Consider the following 19,365-nt stretch of genomic DNA (forward strand, 5'->3'; position numbering starts at 1 on the left):
CCGCTATCACGCCGATACAAGCTTAGTAACAGAAATTAACCTTAGCCGAGGCTATTATGAACGAACAACACTGCCTGCAAAAAATTCGTAATCTTGGTGTTCGTTTACAAGAGCTTGAACTAGTGACATTGGAGCCAGGTAAATCTTATACCGCTACCGCGCTAAATTTTTTGTTTGCCGATTACGGTATACCACGCCCTGCAGGCACGCCGCTGGACCATACATTACGCACCTTAGGCGAGGCAATAGTGGCTAATCGTAACGTCCGGTTCAGCCGGCTTGACCCGGACAGCGTCATTGATTTTTTCTGTCGTTTTTACCGGGTACATTGATAAATATATTTTTTTGAAATACCTTTACCGTTGGTGGGGTCTTACAACTGACTCTGACAACCATTAAGGTAACCTCTAATGAAAACATTAAACAAAACGCAACTCTCTTTCGCCCTTGGCGCCATGGCACTAGGCTCAGTAGCCGCCAGCGCTGTTCAGGCTGATACTAACCCTTTTGCGGCCGCAGAACTTAGCATGGCCTATCAGCTGGCGGCTACCGAAGGTAAATGTGGTGAAGGTAAGTGCGGTGCTGATAAAGCCAAAGACAAAGCGAAAGATAAAGCAGCCGATAAAACCAAAGAAATGAAGTGCGGTGAAGGCAAATGCGGTGGTGATAAAGCCGAAAAAATGCAAGACGACGCCAAAGCGAAGGCTGATGATAAAGCCACAGAAAAAAGTAAAGAAATGAAGTGTGGCGAAGGAAAGTGCGGTGTGGCATAAGTAGTGACATTGCCAACAACATTATCTGGAGCAGGCCTTGGCCTGCGCCGTGAAATGCTGCAGCAGGTGTTGGCCAGTGACAACCAGGCAATTGATTTTTTTGAAGTAGCACCAGAAAATTGGTTGCCTTATGGCGGCAAACTGGCCAAACAGTTTAAAGCACTAACCGAACGCCATTCCTTTGCCTGCCATGGCTTATCACTATCAATCGGCAGCCCGGATCCACTGGATATTAACTTTATAAAACAGCTAAAGCTGTTTTTGCGCCAGCATAATATTAGCCTGTACAGTGAACATCTGAGTTACTGCTCAGCCGGCGGCCATCTGTATGACTTAATGCCAATTCCCTTTACCGAAGAAGCCGCCAGCTATGTCGCTGGCCGGATTCGCACGGTGCAGGATATTCTGGAGCAGCCGCTTATTTTGGAAAACGTGTCTTATTATGCCGCGCCCGGCCAGCAAATGAGTGAACTGGACTTTATCCGTGAAGTTCTGCAGATGGCCAATTGCCAGCTATTACTGGATGTCAATAACATCTATGTTAATTCGGTAAACCATGGTTACGATGCCAAGGCTTTTTTACAAGCAATGCCAACGGAACGCATCGCCTATTATCATGTCGCCGGGCATTATCAGCAAGCGCCTGATTTATTGATCGACACCCATGGGGCCGATATTCCGGACCCGGTATGGCAGCTTCTGCAACAGGCCTACCTGCAGCATGGCGTAAAACCCACCTTATACGAGCGCGATTTTAATATTCCGGCGCTTAGCGACCTCGCGGGCGAACTGGACACTATCAGGGCTCTGCAACAACAAGCGCTCAGCGCCAACGCGCTAAAGCAGTTTGCGCTATGAGTACTGCAGACAACAACCCAAGTGACTTTAGCCAGGTGCAACAGCAGTTGGCGGCTTATATTCGTAACCCGGACCGCGCCCCGCCGCCGCCCGGCATAGAGCCACGCCGGCTAAAAGTGTATCGCGAGCTGTTTTTTAATAATGTTAAAGGCTTTCTCGACACCGCATTTCCGGTATTAAAAAGCCTGTACAGCGACCATAACTGGACCGCCTTAGCGCAACAGTTTTTTAGCCAGCATGCCTGCCACAGCCCTTATTTTTTGCATATTGCCGAGCAGTTTGTGGCGTTTTTACAAGATTATCAGCCAAATGAGCACGACCCGGCTTTTTTAGCAGAGCTGGCACATTATGAATGGGCCGAGCTGTATATTGCCACCATAGTTGGTAGTCAGCCGCCGGCAGTAAACCCAACTGAGCTAACAGAGCCGCAACTTGATAGTACCGCATTACAACTCTCTGAACTGGCGATGCTTTGTGCTTATCAATACCCGGTACAACAAATTTGCATTGATTTTCAACCTGATGCGCCAGAACAACCGGTGTTTTTTTTACTGTATCGCAACGCAGAAGATGAAGTGAAATTTGTGCAACTAAACCAGGCTACGTTACTGCTACTTAATACGTTGGCAGAACACCCAGGCCAGAGCTTTAATGCGTTAATCCGCAATATTAGCCCGCAACTACCCGGCTTAACCGAGCAACAACTGCAACAGGGCGCCCTGCCTTTAGTGCAGGAATTAACCCGCAAAGGCGCTATCTGCCGAGTTAATTAATTAAATTGAACAATTGTTCCAAATTGCTGAAATAGCATTGCGTGTGTGCGGGTCTTGTTATTGATACTTTTACATATAATCTCAATAACAAAGGAATACCCCATGAAAAAACTTTTTTTGACACTGCTTTTTGGCTTGTTTATTAGTAGCAATGCCATGGCAAAAACCCCCTTTACCACTGAAAAATTTCAACAAGCTCAACACGCTGAGCAGTTAATACTAATCGACATCTATGCCGATTGGTGCCCAACCTGTCGTCGGCAAAGTAAAATTATTGCTGAATATTTTACTGAAAATCCAGAGAGTAAAATCCAGTTGCTGACCGTTGATTTTGACAGCCAAAAAGAGTGGGTAACACACTTTAAAGCACCAAGACAATCTACCCTGTTAGTGTATAACGGCTTTGAGCAAGTACATTTTTCCGTTGCCGAAACCAATAAAGAGAGAATTTTTAAAATACTCAGAGACGCAGAGCAGGCTAACTAAATGGAATTTACGGCTATCCCGCTGGCCTTGCTGGCGGGCGTACTGAGCTTGTTATCGCCATGTGTGTTGCCGATGGTACCTGCGGTAGCCGCGTCGGCAATGCAGTCATCGCGTCTTGGCTTATTAATGCTGGCTGCGGGTATTAGTTTATCATTCGCTTTAGCGGGAACGGTGTTAACGTTTGCATTGTTAAATGCTGGCATATCACCTGACGTTTTACGTTACTTTTCAGCTGGCCTGTTATTGCTTATGGGTGTGGTGCTGCTAGTACCGGCCCTGAGTGATAAAATGGCGTTCTGGCTATCTCGTTTAACCAGCCATTTACCCGGTCAGAATATTACCGGCAATGGTGTCGCTATGCAGTTTGTGGTGGGCGCCTCACTGGGTTTAATCTGGCTACCCTGTGTTGGCCCTACCCTGGGCACAGCTATTGCTTTAGCCTCAACCGGGCAAAGCATGCCAATGGCATTTGTTGTCATGCTAACCTTTGGTTTGGGTGCTGCCCTGCCACTGGTTTTTGTTGGGCATCTCTCGGGCAAACAGCTGGCTAAGCTGCGCCTGTCAGGTCAGTTTACTAAGTACCTGCTGGGCACGGCACTGCTACTGATCGCAATAATGATTTTTAGCGGCTTTGATAAAGTGCTGGAAATCTGGGCCATTGAATGGTTGCCCGATTGGGTAACGTCTATCTGAGTCTCATTTCACACTGAAGGCGTGGCAATGGCACGCCTTCAGTGTGCTTTTTCTGCCGGTAATATTGCCAGCGCTTGTTGCAACAGCGTATCCAGTAACGCCGGATTTTGCTGCAACTGAGCAAAACTTTTCAGGCCAATTAGCTGCATTTGATAAAAGCTAGCTAACGCGTTGACATCGGTCGCGGGGGCTAAGTTGCCTGCTTGTTTCGCTTGTTGTAACAAACGGGCAAACTGATTTGCCATTTGCTGCAATAATTCCCGGGCCAGTTTAGCTAACGGGTGCTGCGCACCACCAAGCTCATGCACCGTTTTGACCAGCATACACACCTTATCTGGCGCGTCAGCTAAACTACTGGCCAAGGCCTGCCGCATAAACTGGCGTAACACCGCCAGCGGGCAGACCAGCTGCTGCTCCAAAGCCTGTAATGCCACCATGCCCTGCGAAGCATAATGTAATAACGCTTCACGGTATAAGGTTTCTTTATCACCAAAACTGGCGTACAAACTGCCCGGCCTTAAATTGACAGCTTGCTGCACATCACGCATAGAGCAACCATTAAAACCCCGGGCCCAAAATAAATGGGTGGCATTGGCAATAACCTGTTGCCGGTCGAATTTTGCACTGTTTACCATAAATACCTCTTGAACAATTGTTCAAATATACATCAAAAAACGGTTTAATATCAACTTTGCTTTTTTATCATTATTCAAAATATTGTTGAAAGCTTTCTGCTGTATATCCTGTCTTATTCTTCATGCACTCACCAAGAAAAGAAATCAATGCGATTGATACCTACCTTGAACAAATGTTCAAATTAATGCTTTACAGGGTCAGCTTATGTCAATTACGCTAAACACCTCTTTCAGTGAACAAAAGACTCTAGTAATGCCTCTATCACGAAATGGTCTGTTCAGTTTGCCGGTCTCTTTATTTAAGCGTAAAACGCAAAGCAACAGTCAACGTTATGAGCAATTAGTCCGGTTGTACCATGCTGATTTATACCGTTACGCATTTTGGTTATGTCGTGATCAGCATATCGCTGAAGATATTGTACAGGATACTTTTTTACGAGCTTGGAAAGCGTTAGAGTCGCTGCTGGATGATAATGCGGCCAAAGCCTGGCTAATTACTATTTTGCGCCGGGAAAATGCCCGTCGCTTTGAGCGCAAACAACTAGATTACAGTGACGTTGAACAAGACAGCTTAACTGACGACACAAACCCGGCATTGGAGCAACAATACGATGACACCTTGCTACAGCAGCAACTGTTACTGTTGCCACCAGCATATGGAGAGCCATTGCTGCTGCAAGCCTTGGCGGGTTTTACTAGCGATGAAATTAGTCAACTATTGAGTTTAAATGTAAATACCGTTAATACCCGTTTATTCCGGGCCCGCCAATTACTTAAACAGCGCTTAACTGCGCAACAAAAGGGGTAATGCTATGGCCGACTTAACGATAAAACAAGCCTTAATTGCCGATCCGCAGGCGCGCTCTGCCCACGTGTCCAACGCGGTAGCCGCTGATCCTGCGCTGCAACAGCTGCAACGCCAATTATTGCTAGACCAAGCCAGCATAAAACAAGCGTTGCAATTTAAGGTGCCTGATACCCTGGCATTAAACCTGTTACGTCAACATATGCAGTTAGCTCAGCAAGTACAGAAAAAGCGCTTTACCGGTGCTATTGCTTTGGCCGCATCGATGGCGTTTATTGCCGGGCTTACCCTGAATTGGTTTAACTATGGCCACCCGCAAATGACACTGGGCCAGCATGCGCTGGCACATATTTACCATGAGGCCCCTTACATGGACCAAATGCTTACACCGCAACCACTAAGTCAGGTTAATGCTAAGTTGGCGAGCTTTGGTGCCGAACTTAGTGATTGGCAGCAAGCTATTGTTTATGCTAACTTTTGCGATTTCCGTGGCACCCGCTCGTTGCATCTGGTGATGCAAACCAGTAATGGCTTGGCGACCGTATTTATTATACCAACGGGCAGCAGCCTTGAATTTGAAAAAGATTTTTCAGACGGCACTTATCGTGGCCGCAGCCTGGCATTAAAAACCGCCGATGTGGTAGTAGTAAGCGAGCACGATGACGATTTAAAACAGTTGCCGGCTAAACTTGAGCAGCAACTTAAATTTTTTATTTAACCAAGCACAAAACCCAACCTGCAGGGATGCCTAATGACTGATAAAAACCAGGCCGAATGGCTGCTTATTCAACAATGTTATGATAAACAAGAACAACAAGCGCTTTGGCTAAAAATTATAGCCATACTGGTTTGGCTATGGTTACTAAAAAATACCGCCGGGTTGGAACTGCAATTGGGGATTATTGGTTTATTCTGGTTGCATGAAGCTTTGCTTAAAACCTGGCAGCAACGCGCTGCCGATCGTTTGTTGCAGTTAGAACAAGCCATTTTACAAGCACAGGATATCGGTTGTCAGTGGCATAGCCAATGGCAATTCCAACGCCAGAAGCCGCTGCAGCTTATTATCGGTTATGCCCGCCAGGCGTTAAAGCCAACCGTTGCCATTACTTATCTGGCACTTATTGCTGCCAGCCTGTTGCGGCTGTGGCTATAACTTTAAGGGTTAACTTTAGGGATTAGTGTGCCAATATAAATCAGGCCATACCCAGTACAAATCCCATTACGGCACCCATTGGCGGCCCCCAGTGGTGTTCCAGCTTAACCTGTGGTGCCATATCCTGAAATACCGAATACAAAATACCACCGGCCGCAAATAACATCATGACGCTAATAATTTGTGGCTCATGTTGCAACCAGAGATAACCGGTTAGCCCGGCAATCGGCCCCAATAACGCCATAACAGTAAAACCGCTAATTACGCGCCATGGTGAGGCAGACGCCTGATGCAACTCACGATAGGCATTAAAACCTTCAGGAAAGTTTTGCAAGGTAATAATGCCCGCCAGCAATAGTGCCAGTTTGGGATCGGCACTAAATGTTGCGCCCAAAGCGATAGCTTCCGGCATAAAATCGGCTAACATTGCGGCTAACTGGCTGGCCGGGGTATTGGCTTTTTTTAAAGCAATATCCAACAACATAAAGCCAAAACCACCGCCAATAAACCATAACGAGGCCGATAAAGCAGACTGATGCTGAATACCTTTTGGCACCAGCACCAGAGCCACAGCAGACAATAAAGCCCCTGCACCAAAAGCCATTACACTATGACGAAACTCTTGTTCTAACCAGTCAGAGTGGATACGCTCAAAAGCTGCCAGCATGGCACCGGCTGGCATAGCAAGCCCAGCGCCCAGGGTGGCTAACAAAATGATATGCAGCTCCTGCATGTAGCAACTCCAAACTTTTAAGATACAAGATCCAATTGTTACAATTGTTACTGGTTTTAATGCCCGCCAGGACGCCCAAATATTTCAAATAATTCGGCATTTAAATACAGATGTGTAAGCACACTTGCGGCATAACCAAGCAAAATAACCGGTGCCCATTTTAAATGACCCACAAAGGTATAGTAGCCTCGCGCCTGGCCCATTAACGCCACACCGGCCGCTGAACCAATGGATAACAGGCTACCACCGACCCCGGCAGTTAAGGTAATTAATAACCACTGGCCATGTGACATATCAGGCTGCATGGTTAATACCGCAAACATGACCGGAATGTTATCCACTACCGACGACATTAAACCTAAAATAATATTGGCTGAAGTATGATTACCGCCCCCATACAACCCAGTTGATAACATTTCCAGATAACCGATATACCCCAGGCCACCCACGCAGACGACCACCCCGTAGAAAAACAGTAAGGTGTCCCATTCGGCGCGGGCGATACGGCTAAACACATCAAATGGCACAATGTTACCCAATGCCCTTAAACGTTCAGTATCACCATACCTTTCGGCCATAGCACGCTTGCGCGCCAGTGAACCGGGCAGCGTTTTACGCAAAAAGTAACCGAAAAACTGCAGCAGCCCCAGGCCAGTCATCATGCCCAGTACCGGCGGTAAATCTAACCAGGAATGGTACAACACAGCAATGGCAATCGTTGCCAAAAATAACGTTAAAATTCGCAGTGCACCACGTTTTAGCTCAACGTCTTCCTGTAACGCTGCCGGGTAACGCCGCTCGACAAAAAAGCTCATAATAATCGCCGGTACCAGATAATTCACAACAGCCGGAACAAACAAGGTGAAAAACTCATTAAAGGTAATAATGCCGGCCTGCCAGACCATCAGCGTGGTAATGTCACCAAACGGAATAAAGGCACCACCAGCATTAGCGGCTACCACAATGTTAACGCAAGTCAGGTTAATAAAGCGCTTGTCACCTTCAGCTACTTTCATTACCACTGCACACATCAGCATGGCGGTAGTCATATTATTGGCAAAAGACGAAATAACAAAAGCCAGCACGCCACTGATCCAGAACAAGGTGCGGTAGCTAAAACCACGGCGGATCATCCAGGCGCGCAGTGCATCAAACAGCCGTCTCTCTTCCAGTGCGTTGATGTACGTCATTGCCACCAGTAGAAACAGCATTAATTCAGAAAATTCAAGCAAGGTATGACGAAACGCCTCGGCAGTAACACCTGGAATGCCATCTTGCATATAGCGCCAGGCAATTAACGCCCAGATAATACCCGCGGCTACCAGTACTGGCTTAGATTTACGTAGATGAAGTTTTTCCTCTGCCATTACCAACATATATGCCAGCACAAACAGCGCCAACGAAATAATGCCGACTGGCGCCAATGTTAGATCAAGGCTTCCGGTTGTAGCAAACGCCGCAGGAGAAAACCCTGCTAAAAGAAAAAAGCACAGCAGGAACTGCTTCACGGTTTTACCCTCTGGGTTGAACAAATAGAACATGGAAAATGATGGGCGCATAGTATAAACCAAACTTCATAACAATAATTGGCTAACTTAGCTCAAACATACTGAAGCTGGGGTTGCTTCACAATAAAGGCAGCTGTATAGCGGCAATACAGCGTAACAATATTGCCGGCTACTGATTGATTTTGGTTTTCGCTAGCAACGTTAATAACGCGTTGCGGCAAGCTCGCAGAAATGGATACATTAACTTGGTTCGACCAGGCGATTTAAACAACCAATAGTGAAACTGGTTAAACAAGCCACTGCGGCTGCTAATCATGGCAAGCATTTGCACAGCCTCGGCACCGTGATGCCAGTTATCACCCAGCTTCAGCACCATACCTTGATCAATATCCAGTTGCCGACGTTGCAGTTCACTGCGCATAGCCGCATCATTTCTGGCATTAACTAAGTGCAACTGGCCCAGACTCTGGCGGATCCTTACTGCCTGGCTATAGTTGCGGCAAAGTGGACAATCGCCATCAAAAATAAGCATAATGTCATTGCTACTATCTGCTGCAGTAGTCATAAGCTTAATGCCATGTTTTGTCGCCCTTACTCTCGTTCACCTGCCAGCCGCCTGCAATCTGCAATCTGCAATCTGCATGGTTGATATTAGTTGTCTAAACCACCAAAACACAGATATTTGATGTCCAGATAATCGTTAAGACCATATTGTGAGCCTTCACGACCATATCCTGACTGCTTAACACCGCCAAAAGGTGCAGCTGCATTAGAAATAATGCCCTCGTTCACCCCAACCATACCAAATTGCAGTGCTTCTGCTACCCGCCATACCCGGCCAATGTCACGACTGTAAAAATAAGCGGCCAAACCATATTCAGTAGCGTTGGCCAGACTAATAGCTTGCGCTTCATCACTAAAACATTGAATGGCCACCACCGGGCCAAAAATTTCTTCTTGTGCCAATGTCATGTTGCTGGTGACGTTAGTAATTACGGTCGGCAAATAAAATAAACTATTTAACGATTGGCGCTCACCGCCGCAGTGCAGCTGCGCCCCTTGCTTAACGGCTGCTCTAACTAGCTCATCTACTTTATTGCAGGCATCATCACTGATTAGCGGGCCAATGTTTACTCCCGCTGTGGTACCGTCCCCCAGGGTTAAGTTTGTCATTGCTTGCTGCAACTTTGCAGTAAAGGCCGCCAATACACTTTGTTGCACCAGCACCCGGTTGGTACAAACGCAGGTTTGGCCGGCATTTCGAAACTTAGAGGCCATTAAACCGCTAACCGCAGCATCCAGATTGGCATCAGCAAACACAATAAATGGTGCATTACCACCCAGCTCCATCGACACCCGCTTAACGCTATCAGCGCATTGCTTTGCTAACTGTTTACCAATTTTGGTGGAACCGGTAAAACTAAACTTTGCCACCCGCTTATCCTGAGTTAGCACGTTACCAATACCGGCCGCGTCAGTACTTACCACAACATTAAATACGCCGGCAGGAATACCCGCTCGCTGAGCCAATTCAGCCATAGCCAACGCCGACAACGGCGTTTGTTGCGCAGGTTTAACCACGAAGGTACAGCCTGCAGCAAGAGCAGCCGCAGCTTTACGGGCAATCATGGCATTGGGGAAATTCCATGGTGTAATGGCCGCTACCACCCCTACTGGTTGTTTTAGCACCACAATCCGTTGATTATTGGCTTGGGCAGGAATAGTGTCGCCGTATACGCGCTTCGCTTCTTCAGCAAACCATTGCAAGTACGAGGCGCCATATGCAATTTCACCTTTGGCTTCGGCCAGTGGCTTGCCTTGCTCCAGCGTTAATATCAGGCCTAAGTCATCCTGATGCTGCAGCATCAACTGATGCCAACGCATTAACATGCTGGCGCGCTCAGCCCCAGGCAAGGCGGACCAACCAGCAAAAGCTGCTGCTGCTGCCGTAACGGCTTGTTCAGCATCTGCCGGGCTGGCATTCGCCACCTTAGCAATAACGTCGCCATTGGCCGGGTTGGTTACGGCAAAATGTTCTGCTGCCGGGTGCCACGCTCCTTGCCAATAAGATGCACTTTTTAATAAACCCTGATCGTTTAATGTGGTCATAACACCTCCTTAATCGAATACCGCGTTATCTTTGCAGGCTATAAGGCACTAAACCGACAGATAGCAAGCCGGTTTAGGTTTTAGCGAAGAATTAACAAGGAACATTTAGCTTTGCTTATCATGGCAGTGGTGGTACTGCCGACAATAAACTGGCGGATCCTGGAGTGACCATAGGCCCCCATAACCATTAGGTCAATGTGATGCTCCTGCTGATACTGGTTTAATACCTCATCAGGTTCACCTGCAACAATAGCAACGTTAGGATTAAATCCAGCAATACGCAGAATATCGGCTGCGGTTTCAACCTGCTGCTGCGCCGCCTCAACGTTGGCGCCAGCCATTACCAGATGTACCGGCAAACCTTTGCAAAGTGGGCTGGCGGCCAGCATCTCTAAGCCTTTAAACGCGGTTGCACTGCCATCATAAGCCAGCATTATCCGTTGCGGTTCTTGATAGCGTTGCTGCGTTAACAAAATGGGTTTATGTAAATTGCGAATAACCTGCTCAACATGTAAACCCATGTGGCCATGCGCATCGGCGCTACTAAAGCCGCGCTTTCCCATTACCAGTAAACGGGTTTCGTCTTCCAACTCAACTAATGTTTCAACCAGAGTACCGTGGCGTAACCGTTCATCTACCCCATTTACGCCAGCTTGCTCGGCCCGGCTTTTTGCCGCGTCAAGGATTAAGCGGCCGCGTTCCATCGCCAGCTTGCCGTGTTTCTCGTCCAATTCGGCTAACTGTTGCAATAGCACTTCTTGCGAACCCAGGCCTATGCTGCCACTTAAATCGGGAGTATGCGTATGCTGAGCCTTATCCAGCACATGAATCACCGCCATCGGCACCGCTAACCGTTTTGCTGCCCAAACAGCATAATCACATACGGCTTCGGCATAAGGTGAGGCATCGATAGCGGCCATTACTTTTATTGTCATTGTTATTCTCTTCTGTTGCCTTGGATTAATGCCCCATCAGCTTTGCTACCGCATCGGGTTGATTATGTACTGCAAATTTGTCTACCAGGGTAGCACTTGCTTCGTTTAAACCAACTAATTCAACTGCAGTACCCTCGCGCCGGAATTTCAGCACCACCTTGTCCAGCGAGCTAATGGCAGTAATATCCCAAAAATGTGCCCGGCTTAAATCAATTGTGACGTTTTCTACCGCTTCTTTAAAATCAAACGCCGCAATAAAACGCTCTGCAGAAGTGAAAAACACTTGCCCTACCACCTGATAATCACGCTGATGACCATCGGCGGCAAGCGTAGAGCCGATAAACAAAATTTGGCCAACTTTGTTGGCAAAAAACAAGGCACTTAACAACACCCCAACCAACACACCATAAGCCAGGTTATGCGTCGCCACTACCACAATAACCGTCATGATCATCACAATTGATGAGCTTTTTGGGTTTTTCCGTAAATCTTTTACCGACGACCAGCTAAAAGTACCAATAGATACCATGATCATAATCGCCACTAACGCCGCCATGGGGATCAGCCCTACCCATTTATCTAAAAATACCACCATAATGAGTAAAAGCACCCCGGCTAACAAGGTTGATAAACGGGTTCGCCCGCCCGACTTAACGTTAATAATAGACTGACCAATCATCGCACAGCCGGCCATACCACCAATTAAACCTGAACCAATATTAGCGACCCCTTGCCCCACACATTCGCGGTTTTTATTACTGCTGGTGTCCGTTAAATCATCCACTATGGTTGCAGTCATTAACGATTCCAGAATACCCACCACGGCCAGTGCTAATGAGTATGGAAAGATAATTTGCAGCGTTTCAAAATTTAACGGCACTTCCGGCCAGAGGAAAATAGGCAGGCTGTCGGGTAATTCGCCCATGTCGGCCACAGTACGAATATCGATGTCAAAATACAGTGCCAGTGCCGTTAACACAATAATGCAGACCAGTGGCGAGGGCACGGCTTTAGTCAGATAAGGAAACAAGTATATAATAGCCAGGCCCAGCGCCGTCATGCCATACACCGTTACCGTGCCGTAACTGCCACTTAATTCCGGCAACTGAGCCATAAAAATCAGTATAGCCAGGGCATTAACAAAACCAGTAACCACCGAACGCGAGACAAAACGCATTAAATCGCCTAATTTAAATAAACCAAGCACTATTTGAATAACACCGCAGAGCAAAGTAGCCGCTAACAGATATTCTAAGCCATGATTTTTAACCAGGGTAATCATCAGCAATGCCATGGCGCCGGTTGCAGCAGAAATCATGGCTGGGCGCGCGCCAACAAAAGCAATAATGACGCAAATGGCAAAAGAAGCATATAAGCCGACTTTAGGATCAACTCCGGCGATAATTGAGAAAGCAATGGCTTCGGGTATCAAGGCAAGTGCAACTACCATAGCCGATAGTATGTCGCCCTTAATATTCGAGAGCCAATGCTGCTTCAAAGATGTAATCATGTAATGTCCAACAGGTTAATTTTAGATATTCAGCACAGGCGTTGCCAGAATGCAAAAAGCAGGCCGGCATTATAGTAGTTTACACGCCATTTAACCAGTCTAACGGGCGGCCAGCGTGTTAGCATGGTGAACACTTAACAGGGGGTTTGATGGATACGCAGGGAAAAAGCGCGTTAGTTGTTGAAGGTGGTGCCATGCGCGGTATTTTTGCTGCCGGCGTGCTGGATGGCTTTTTAGCGCAACAACATCAGCCCTTCAACTTTGCTATCGGCGTATCAGCCGGTTCCACTAACCTGATTGGTTACCTGGCAGGCGATCTTGGCCGCAGCCGGACTATTTTGCTTGATCACGCCAGGCGGGCCGAGTTTATCAATTGGCGCCGCTATTTAAAGGGTGGCCATTTTTGTGATGTAAGTTGGCTATGGCATGCCTCTTTTGATGAAGTACCGTTAAATATGGCTCACTACCTTAGCCGCAATACCCCGCTTTTTGCGGTAACTACCAGTGTATCAAGCGGTAAAGCCTGTTATATCGAAGTAACCTCCGACAATTTACATCAGGTTTTCCCGGCGTCCTGCGCCATTCCGTTGGCTTATCGCGATTTCCCTGAAGTTAATCAACAAGCCATGACCGACGGTGGTCTTGCCGACGCTATCCCGGTAATTAAAGCCTATCAGCAAGGCGCACGCCATATTACCGTTATTTTATCCAAACCTTTAGGCTATCGAAAAAAGCAAAGCCGCTTACCGGTGCTATTAAAACCGTTCTTTAAACACCATCCGGCGCTATATGCTGCGGTGTTAGCCCGGGCAGAGCATTACAATAACACCTTAGATTTTATTGCAGCGCCGCCGGCCGATTGCACGCTGCAACTCATTGCACCACCGGCAGACTTTACTGTTGGCCGTTTTACCCTTGAACCCGCTATTTTGGAGCAAGGCTATCAGGCGGGTTTAATGGCAGCAATACGTCATTTAGGCCGCTAAATAAGTTTAATAACACACTACACCGGCAAACCTTCTCGATAAAACTGTAGCCCAGCGCAGGCACTGCATGGCAACAATTCAGCTGGATGGGTGTAGTCAATATGCTGGTAACAATTGCTACAGCGATAACGCCCCATGCCGACCATTTCACCCTGATAGTAAACGCCCTGATGTTTAAAGTCCTGAATTAACTCCTGCCACTCCAACTGGGTCTTATCAGTAATGCCGCTTAGCTCCTGCCATAACGCTTCTGGCCATAGCGAGGGCGCGGTTTGCTCTGGTGTAATGTTGTCGCTTGCTGCTTTGTCCTGTTCGGCTTGCTGCTCTTGCCATTGGCGCTTTAACGTTTCAATAAATAGGCGGGTTTCATAAGCACTTAACTCCTGCCCGGCTTTAATATATTGCTTAAGAGTATCTACAAACTTAACCAACTGGTTGTCGTAATTATCGGGGTTTTGCTGCAAATTCTGATTAAATTCAGCTAACCATTGTTGATATTTTTTGTAAAAATCACTCATATGCTCTCCTTGTTATTATTTCCAGTATAGACAACGTGCTTGCTTATTGTTGTCAAATCCGTGCTGCGGTATGCTATAGCTACTTTTTCCGGCCTTGCCGGCCCTGCCAGAACTTTATCGTGGATGATGTAAATGCAACAACAATATGACCCGCAGCAGATTGAAACCGCTTTGCAACAACAATGGGAAGCAGACAACGCCTTTAAGGTGACTGAAGATCCCAGCAAAGAAAAGTTTTATTGTCTGTCAATGTTCCCTTATCCGAGCGGGCGCTTGCATATGGGTCATGTCCGTAACTATACCATTGGTGACGTGGTCAGCCGTTTTCAACGGATGCAGGGAAAAAATGTCATGCAGCCAATGGGTTGGGATGCCTTTGGTTTACCAGCAGAGAATGCGGCTATTAACCATAAAACCGCACCAGCTAAGTGGACATACGACAATATTGATTACATGAAAAACCAGCTAAAGCGGCTTGGTTTTGGTTATGACTGGAGCAGGGAAGTGGCAACCTGTAAGCCAGAGTATTATCGCTGGGAGCAGTGGTTTTTTACCAAGCTATACGAAAAAGGTCTGGTATACAAAAAAATGGCCACGGTTAACTGGGATCCGGTAGACCAGTGCGTGTTGGCTAACGAGCAGGTTATTGATGGCCGCGGCTGGCGCTCAGGCGCATTGGTAGAACAACGCGAACTGGCACAGTGGTTTATTAAAATTACTGCCTATGCCGAGGAGTTGCTTACCGATTTAGACCAGCTGACAGAATGGCCTGAACAAGTTCGTACCATGCAAAAAAATTGGATTGGTCGATCTGAAGGAACTAATATCCGCTTTAATATTGCCGGACAAGACAGTGAAGTAGAAGTTTACACCACTCGGCCTGACACCCTGTACGGCGTCACCTACTTAGCCGTAGCAGCACAACACCCGCTGGCGCGCCAAGCTGCTGAGGATAACCCGGCATTGGCTGCATTTATTGAAGACTGCAAAGGCGGCAAGCTGGCAGAAGCTGAATTAGCCACTATGGAGAAAAAAGGCTGCGCTACCGGTATATTTGCGGTACATCCATTAACCGGCGAAAAAGTACCGGTGTGGGTCGCTAATTTTGTGCTGATGGATTACGGCTCAGGCGCGGTAATGGCCGTGCCAGGGCATGACCAGCGCGATTTCGAGTTTGCCAGCAAGTACGGTCTTACCATTAAACAAGTAGTCGCCCCAAGCGATGGCAATGCCGCCGATGTTAGTCTGGCCGCCTATACTGAAAAAGGCACATTAATAAACTCGGCAGAATTTACCGGCTTGGCATTTGCTGACGCTTTTACCGCCATTGCTGCCAAACTCGCCAGCTTAGGTAAAGGCGAAGTAAAAGTGAATTACCGGCTGCGTGACTGGGGCGTATCGCGCCAGCGTTACTGGGGCACACCTATCCCGATGCTTAATTTAGCTGATGGCTCGGTAGTGCCAGTACCTGAAGCGCAATTACCGGTAATATTACCGGAAAATGTCGTGATGGACGGCGTGACCTCACCGCTAAAAGCTGATTCTGCCTGGGCAAAAACCCACTATAACGGTGCCACTGCCTTTCATGAAACCGATACCTTCGATACCTTTATGGAATCGAGCTGGTACTATGCCCGTTACTGCAGCCCCGATCATGATAAAGCCATGCTAGATCCGGAAAAAGCAAACTACTGGTTGCCGGTAGATCAATATATTGGCGGTATTGAACACGCTATTTTACATCTGTTATATGCCCGATTTTTTCATAAACTATTGCGGGATGTTGGTTTGGTGCAGTGCGACGAGCCGTTTAAACGCTTATTGTGTCAGGGCATGGTACTGGCTGAAACCTTCTACCGTGACACCGACAACGGTGGCAAACAATGGCTTTCGCCACAAGATGTTACAGTAGAGCGCGATGACAAAGGCCGTATTACTCAGGCTACTTTGCAAAGCGATGGCCTACCGGTGCTGTCAGCCGGCATGAGTAAAATGTCAAAATCGAAAAACAATGGTATCGACCCACAGCAGGTGATTAACCAATACGGCGCCGATACCGTGCGCTTATTTATGATGTTTACTGCGCCACCAGAACAAACGCTGGAGTGGTCAGACTCTGCAGTCGAAGGCGCACATCGCTTTATTAAGCGGGTTTACACGCTGGTGCACGACGTTAGCACTGCTGGTGCACCAGAACCGCTAGATCTGGCCGCGTTAAATAATGAGCAGAAAACATTGCGCCGCGAGCTGCATAAAACCATCGCTAAAGTCAGTGATGATATTGGCAGACGCTACACGTTTAATACCGCCATCGCTGCCATTATGGAGCTTAGTAATAAATTACAACGCGCCAGCCTGGTCAATGAGCAAGACAAGGCGGTAATGCACGAGGCAGTATTAGCCTTATTGCAATTGCTCAATCCCATTACGCCTCATGTAGCGCAGTATTTATGGGCTCAAATGCATCAGCCACATGGCATTGAACAAACACCTTGGCCACAGGCTGATGCGCAGGCGATGATAGAAGATGAAAAGCTGGTGGTGGTGCAAATTAATGGCAAATTAAGAGCCAAAGTTACCGTCAGTGCGGCGGCAAGCGAACAACAGGTACTTGCCAGCGCCAAGCAAGATGACAATGTGCAGCGTTTTCTTGACGGTGTTACCGTACGCAAAGTGATTTACGTGCCCGGTAAATTGTTAAATCTGGTGGTAAGCTAAGATGCTGAAAATAGCGATAACGGTATTATTGGTATTAACTATAAGCAGTTGTGGTTTTCACCTGCGCGGTAATTTACCCCTAAGCCAGTTTCCCGCTATTTACGTACAAAGCGAGGCACATTCTGAGCTTGCTCAGCTGGTCAGTGAGCGTTTAAGCCAGAACAGTGTGCAGCTACTTAACAGCATGCGCGCAGAAGCACCAACTATTCAACTGGTTAGCGACACTCTGGAACGGCGTACCTTGTCGCTATTCCCCAGTGGCCAGGTGGCCGAGTATGAATTAATTTATAAAGTTGGCTACTACCTGATTATGCCTGGCACTGAACCGGCATTTAATCAGTTTGAGCTGTACCGTGATTATCAAGACGATCCCAATCAGGCTTTGGCTAAGGCACGCGAGCTGGATTTATTGCTCAGCGAGCTACGCCAGCAAGCCGCTAACCGGATTATCCGCCAGCTAGCCCGGCTGCGTTAATGCAAAAGCTCTATGCTAACCAATTAGCAGCACAAATGCAGCAAGGCTTGGCACCTTGTTATTTAATTTTTGGCGAAGAACCGCTGCAAAAAATTGAAGCCATTGATGCCCTACGTCAGGTAGCGAAACACCAGGGTTATCATGAACGGCTCAGTTTTACCTTAGATGGCCAGTTTGACTGGGACCAGCTGCACAATGAGCTAAGCGCTATGTCATTATTTGCCGATAAAAGGCTAATAGAACTGGAACTTAGCCAGAAACTGCCGCCAACTGCCAGCGACCAGTTAAAGCAATTAGCTAAAACACTGTCGCCCGATATTGTGCTGGTGTTACATGGCCAGCGTAGTTTTGGTGAGGTGAGTAAACTAGCCTGGTTTAAACAATTGCAAACTACTGCAGTGCAAGTAGCCATTTACCCGCTGGATGACAAGCAGGCGCAACAATGGCTGCAACAGCGGGCTCGTCAGCTACATTTGCAATTAACCAGCGATGCCTTAAGCCTGCTGCAACATTACAGCGCTGGTAACTTACTGGCCGCCCGGCAAGAACTGGAAAAACTGGCGCTAACACACCCAGAGCAATCAATAAATGCCGATATACTGGCCAGTTTTTTGGCCGACCATTCTAGTTTCACGGTGTTCCAGCTGGGCGATGCCATTTTAGCCGGCGATAGCCAGCAAGCACTGCATCGTTTACAACGGCTATTACAGCAAGATTTAGAACCGGCTATTATTATCTGGCAGCTGCAAAAAGATGTGCAGCAATTACAACAACTCCAGCGCAGTCAGCAGCAAGGAGTAGCTATAAGCCAAGCCTTTAAACAACTGGCGATCTGGCCGAAACGCCAGCCCTTATACCAAAAAGCGCTGCAACGGCTCTCCATTGCTTACCTGGATTATTTACTACAAGAATTAGCCGCGTTTGATCGGTTGTATAAGGCTGGTCAATTAATCAATATAACAACGGCTTTGTGCCATCTGATCTGTTTATTTATTAAACCGGTACCCCGCATTTTTAGCCTGCAGCAACAACATGACTAGCAGTCTCCCAACAAAGCGGCTTATTGGTATCTTTGGCGGTACTTTTGACCCGGTACATCAGGGCCATTTAGCCTGTGCCCGGTATGTACTAACGCATTGTGATCTTGATGCGTTACAGCTGATGCCTTGTCACCTGCCACCACACCGCGCCAGCCCGGGTGTCAGTGCAATACAACGGGTAGAAATGCTTAAACTGGCTATTACCGGCGAGCCTAAAATGCAGCTACAAACACTAGAGTTGCAACGACATACCCCCTCTTACACTGCCGATAGCCTCGCGCTGTTAAAACACGCCATGCCTGATACCACGCTGGCGTTTGTTATCGGCATGGATTCCCTTGCCTATTTCAAACAGTGGCATCAATGGCAACACATTTTAACACTGAGTCATCTTATCGTCTGCCGGCGCCCGGGCTACAGCAGCGAAAAAGGTGATACCCCGACGCTGCTGGCTAAATATGGTGCAGATATATCAGCACTGCGAACGGCCGATAACGGCAAAATTATTATGCTGAACAACCCTGAATTCAGCGCCAGTGCTACCGCTATACGACATGCCTTGGCGCAAAAAAAACAAAATATTACAGAGCTTAGTCCGGCAGTACTGAACTATATTCAGCAACAACAACTCTATCAAAGCTAAGCGCTATGACACTG

General features: G+C 47.5%; 22 protein-coding genes. 14 read left to right on the top strand and 8 right to left on the bottom strand.

Annotated features, from left to right (window positions below):
- Positions 1 to 56 precede the first annotated feature (56 nt).
- The 6 genes from VT06_RS09310 (at position 57) to VT06_RS09335 (ending at position 3,583) form a co-directional block, all read left to right on the top strand.
- The gene (locus VT06_RS09310; protein WP_046554019.1) at positions 57 to 332 is read left to right on the top strand and encodes a hypothetical protein; all 276 of its coding nucleotides are present in this window, start codon (positions 57 to 59) and stop codon (positions 330 to 332) included.
- A 78-nt stretch (positions 333 to 410) separates the two neighbouring features.
- Positions 411 to 773 (top strand): hypothetical protein, encoded by a 363-nt coding sequence (locus VT06_RS09315; RefSeq protein WP_046554020.1) that lies wholly within the window; start codon positions 411 to 413, stop codon positions 771 to 773.
- A gap of 3 nt (positions 774 to 776) precedes the next feature.
- Complete coding sequence (locus VT06_RS09320; RefSeq protein WP_082122486.1) at positions 777 to 1,631, top strand: DUF692 domain-containing protein; 855 nt, start codon at positions 777 to 779, stop codon at positions 1,629 to 1,631.
- Positions 1,628 to 2,404: a DUF2063 domain-containing protein gene (locus VT06_RS09325; protein WP_046554022.1), complete on the top strand. Its 777-nt coding sequence runs from the start codon at positions 1,628 to 1,630 to the stop codon at positions 2,402 to 2,404. The genes VT06_RS09320 and VT06_RS09325 overlap by 4 nt, the downstream gene beginning before the upstream one ends.
- A 102-nt stretch (positions 2,405 to 2,506) precedes the next feature.
- The gene (locus VT06_RS09330; protein ID WP_046554023.1) at positions 2,507 to 2,890 is read left to right on the top strand and encodes a thioredoxin family protein; all 384 of its coding nucleotides are present in this window, start codon (positions 2,507 to 2,509) and stop codon (positions 2,888 to 2,890) included.
- On the top strand, positions 2,891 to 3,583 hold the full coding sequence (locus VT06_RS09335) for a cytochrome c biogenesis CcdA family protein (protein WP_046554024.1): 693 nt from the start codon (positions 2,891 to 2,893) through the stop codon (positions 3,581 to 3,583).
- 38 nt (positions 3,584 to 3,621) lie between these two features.
- Here the strand turns inward: VT06_RS09335 and VT06_RS09340 are convergent, their stop codons facing one another.
- Positions 3,622 to 4,218, bottom strand: coding sequence for a TetR/AcrR family transcriptional regulator (locus tag VT06_RS09340; protein WP_046554025.1), 597 nt, complete (start codon positions 4,216 to 4,218; stop codon positions 3,622 to 3,624).
- 253 nt (positions 4,219 to 4,471) lie between these two features.
- Between VT06_RS09340 and VT06_RS09345 the strand changes: the two genes are divergently transcribed.
- The 3 genes from VT06_RS09345 to VT06_RS09355 are packed head-to-tail and all read left to right on the top strand — an operon-like array spanning position 4,472 to position 6,176.
- Positions 4,472 to 5,026 (top strand): sigma-70 family RNA polymerase sigma factor, encoded by a 555-nt coding sequence (locus tag VT06_RS09345; protein ID WP_235357399.1) that lies wholly within the window; start codon positions 4,472 to 4,474, stop codon positions 5,024 to 5,026.
- 4 nt (positions 5,027 to 5,030) lie between these two features.
- The gene (locus tag VT06_RS09350; protein WP_046554026.1) at positions 5,031 to 5,741 is read left to right on the top strand and encodes a DUF3379 family protein; all 711 of its coding nucleotides are present in this window, start codon (positions 5,031 to 5,033) and stop codon (positions 5,739 to 5,741) included.
- 33 nt (positions 5,742 to 5,774) lie between these two features.
- The gene (locus VT06_RS09355) at positions 5,775 to 6,176 is read left to right on the top strand and encodes a hypothetical protein (RefSeq protein ID WP_046554027.1); all 402 of its coding nucleotides are present in this window, start codon (positions 5,775 to 5,777) and stop codon (positions 6,174 to 6,176) included.
- Positions 6,177 to 6,216: 40 nt separating this feature from the next.
- Here the strand turns inward: VT06_RS09355 and VT06_RS09360 are convergent, their stop codons facing one another.
- The 6 genes from VT06_RS09360 to VT06_RS09385 all read right to left on the bottom strand — a co-directional run bounded on the left by VT06_RS09360 (position 6,217) and on the right by VT06_RS09385 (position 12,971).
- A complete protein-coding gene (locus VT06_RS09360) occupies positions 6,217 to 6,909 on the bottom strand; it encodes a ZIP family metal transporter (RefSeq protein WP_046554028.1) in 693 nt (230 codons plus the stop codon).
- Positions 6,910 to 6,965: 56 nt separating this feature from the next.
- The gene (gene nhaD, locus VT06_RS09365) at positions 6,966 to 8,450 is read right to left on the bottom strand and encodes a sodium:proton antiporter NhaD (RefSeq protein WP_046554074.1); all 1,485 of its coding nucleotides are present in this window, start codon (positions 8,448 to 8,450) and stop codon (positions 6,966 to 6,968) included.
- A gap of 136 nt (positions 8,451 to 8,586) precedes the next feature.
- Positions 8,587 to 8,982, bottom strand: coding sequence for a DCC1-like thiol-disulfide oxidoreductase family protein (locus tag VT06_RS09370; RefSeq protein WP_046554029.1), 396 nt, complete (start codon positions 8,980 to 8,982; stop codon positions 8,587 to 8,589).
- Positions 8,983 to 9,068: 86 nt separating this feature from the next.
- Positions 9,069 to 10,526, bottom strand: a complete 1,458-nt coding sequence (locus VT06_RS09375; RefSeq protein WP_046554030.1) for an NAD-dependent succinate-semialdehyde dehydrogenase — start codon at positions 10,524 to 10,526, stop codon at positions 9,069 to 9,071.
- 80 nt (positions 10,527 to 10,606) lie between these two features.
- The gene (locus tag VT06_RS09380; protein WP_046554031.1) at positions 10,607 to 11,461 is read right to left on the bottom strand and encodes a universal stress protein; all 855 of its coding nucleotides are present in this window, start codon (positions 11,459 to 11,461) and stop codon (positions 10,607 to 10,609) included.
- 25 nt (positions 11,462 to 11,486) lie between these two features.
- Complete coding sequence (locus tag VT06_RS09385) at positions 11,487 to 12,971, bottom strand: SulP family inorganic anion transporter (RefSeq protein WP_046554032.1); 1,485 nt, start codon at positions 12,969 to 12,971, stop codon at positions 11,487 to 11,489.
- 149 nt (positions 12,972 to 13,120) lie between these two features.
- On the opposite strand from VT06_RS09385, the gene VT06_RS09390 reads away from it, so the two are divergent.
- Entirely contained in the window at positions 13,121 to 13,957 is an 837-nt protein-coding gene (locus tag VT06_RS09390) for a patatin family protein (protein WP_046554033.1), read from the top strand.
- A 17-nt stretch (positions 13,958 to 13,974) separates the two neighbouring features.
- Here the strand turns inward: VT06_RS09390 and VT06_RS09395 are convergent, their stop codons facing one another.
- On the bottom strand, positions 13,975 to 14,475 hold the full coding sequence (locus VT06_RS09395; RefSeq protein ID WP_046554034.1) for a hypothetical protein: 501 nt from the start codon (positions 14,473 to 14,475) through the stop codon (positions 13,975 to 13,977).
- Positions 14,476 to 14,607: 132 nt separating this feature from the next.
- On the opposite strand from VT06_RS09395, the gene leuS reads away from it, so the two are divergent.
- From leuS to nadD, 4 genes are read left to right on the top strand one after another with little or no spacing between them, the layout of a single operon-like run.
- On the top strand, positions 14,608 to 17,193 hold the full coding sequence (gene leuS / locus VT06_RS09400) for a leucine--tRNA ligase (protein ID WP_046554035.1): 2,586 nt from the start codon (positions 14,608 to 14,610) through the stop codon (positions 17,191 to 17,193).
- Position 17,194: 1 nt separating this feature from the next.
- Positions 17,195 to 17,668 (top strand): LPS assembly lipoprotein LptE, encoded by a 474-nt coding sequence (gene lptE / locus VT06_RS09405; protein WP_046554036.1) that lies wholly within the window; start codon positions 17,195 to 17,197, stop codon positions 17,666 to 17,668.
- Positions 17,668 to 18,708: a DNA polymerase III subunit delta gene (gene holA, locus VT06_RS09410; protein WP_046554037.1), complete on the top strand. Its 1,041-nt coding sequence runs from the start codon at positions 17,668 to 17,670 to the stop codon at positions 18,706 to 18,708. The genes lptE and holA overlap by 1 nt, the downstream gene beginning before the upstream one ends.
- Positions 18,701 to 19,351 (top strand): nicotinate-nucleotide adenylyltransferase, encoded by a 651-nt coding sequence (gene nadD / locus VT06_RS09415; protein WP_046554038.1) that lies wholly within the window; start codon positions 18,701 to 18,703, stop codon positions 19,349 to 19,351. Before holA ends, nadD begins: the two co-directional genes overlap by 8 nt.
- Positions 19,352 to 19,365: the final 14 nt, after the last annotated feature.

This window comes from Arsukibacterium sp. MJ3 (assembly GCF_000987765.1).
Lineage (GTDB): Bacteria > Pseudomonadota > Gammaproteobacteria > Enterobacterales > Alteromonadaceae > Alishewanella.

Bases quoted from the DNA above. Each gene is read 5' to 3' on its own strand.
- VT06_RS09345 (WP_235357399.1), top strand. From the start codon at position 4,472: ATGCCTCTATCACGAAATGGTCTGTTCAGTTTGCCGGTCTCTTTATTT.
- leuS (WP_046554035.1), top strand. From the start codon at position 14,608: ATGCAACAACAATATGACCCGCAGCAGATTGAAACCGCTTTGCAACAA.
- holA (WP_046554037.1), top strand. From the start codon at position 17,668: ATGCAAAAGCTCTATGCTAACCAATTAGCAGCACAAATGCAGCAAGGC.
- VT06_RS09335 (WP_046554024.1), top strand. From the start codon at position 2,891: ATGGAATTTACGGCTATCCCGCTGGCCTTGCTGGCGGGCGTACTGAGC.
- VT06_RS09355 (WP_046554027.1), top strand. From the start codon at position 5,775: ATGACTGATAAAAACCAGGCCGAATGGCTGCTTATTCAACAATGTTAT.
- VT06_RS09310 (WP_046554019.1), top strand. From the start codon at position 57: ATGAACGAACAACACTGCCTGCAAAAAATTCGTAATCTTGGTGTTCGT.
- VT06_RS09380 (WP_046554031.1), bottom strand. From the start codon at position 11,461: ATGACAATAAAAGTAATGGCCGCTATCGATGCCTCACCTTATGCCGAA.
- VT06_RS09340 (WP_046554025.1), bottom strand. From the start codon at position 4,218: ATGGTAAACAGTGCAAAATTCGACCGGCAACAGGTTATTGCCAATGCC.
- nadD (WP_046554038.1), top strand. From the start codon at position 18,701: ATGACTAGCAGTCTCCCAACAAAGCGGCTTATTGGTATCTTTGGCGGT.
- lptE (WP_046554036.1), top strand. From the start codon at position 17,195: ATGCTGAAAATAGCGATAACGGTATTATTGGTATTAACTATAAGCAGT.
- VT06_RS09395 (WP_046554034.1), bottom strand. From the start codon at position 14,475: ATGAGTGATTTTTACAAAAAATATCAACAATGGTTAGCTGAATTTAAT.
- nhaD (WP_046554074.1), bottom strand. From the start codon at position 8,450: ATGTTCTATTTGTTCAACCCAGAGGGTAAAACCGTGAAGCAGTTCCTG.
- VT06_RS09390 (WP_046554033.1), top strand. From the start codon at position 13,121: ATGGATACGCAGGGAAAAAGCGCGTTAGTTGTTGAAGGTGGTGCCATG.
- VT06_RS09360 (WP_046554028.1), bottom strand. From the start codon at position 6,909: ATGCAGGAGCTGCATATCATTTTGTTAGCCACCCTGGGCGCTGGGCTT.
- VT06_RS09375 (WP_046554030.1), bottom strand. From the start codon at position 10,526: ATGACCACATTAAACGATCAGGGTTTATTAAAAAGTGCATCTTATTGG.
- VT06_RS09350 (WP_046554026.1), top strand. From the start codon at position 5,031: ATGGCCGACTTAACGATAAAACAAGCCTTAATTGCCGATCCGCAGGCG.
- VT06_RS09315 (WP_046554020.1), top strand. From the start codon at position 411: ATGAAAACATTAAACAAAACGCAACTCTCTTTCGCCCTTGGCGCCATG.
- VT06_RS09385 (WP_046554032.1), bottom strand. From the start codon at position 12,971: ATGATTACATCTTTGAAGCAGCATTGGCTCTCGAATATTAAGGGCGAC.
- VT06_RS09330 (WP_046554023.1), top strand. From the start codon at position 2,507: ATGAAAAAACTTTTTTTGACACTGCTTTTTGGCTTGTTTATTAGTAGC.
- VT06_RS09325 (WP_046554022.1), top strand. From the start codon at position 1,628: ATGAGTACTGCAGACAACAACCCAAGTGACTTTAGCCAGGTGCAACAG.
- VT06_RS09370 (WP_046554029.1), bottom strand. From the start codon at position 8,982: ATGACTACTGCAGCAGATAGTAGCAATGACATTATGCTTATTTTTGAT.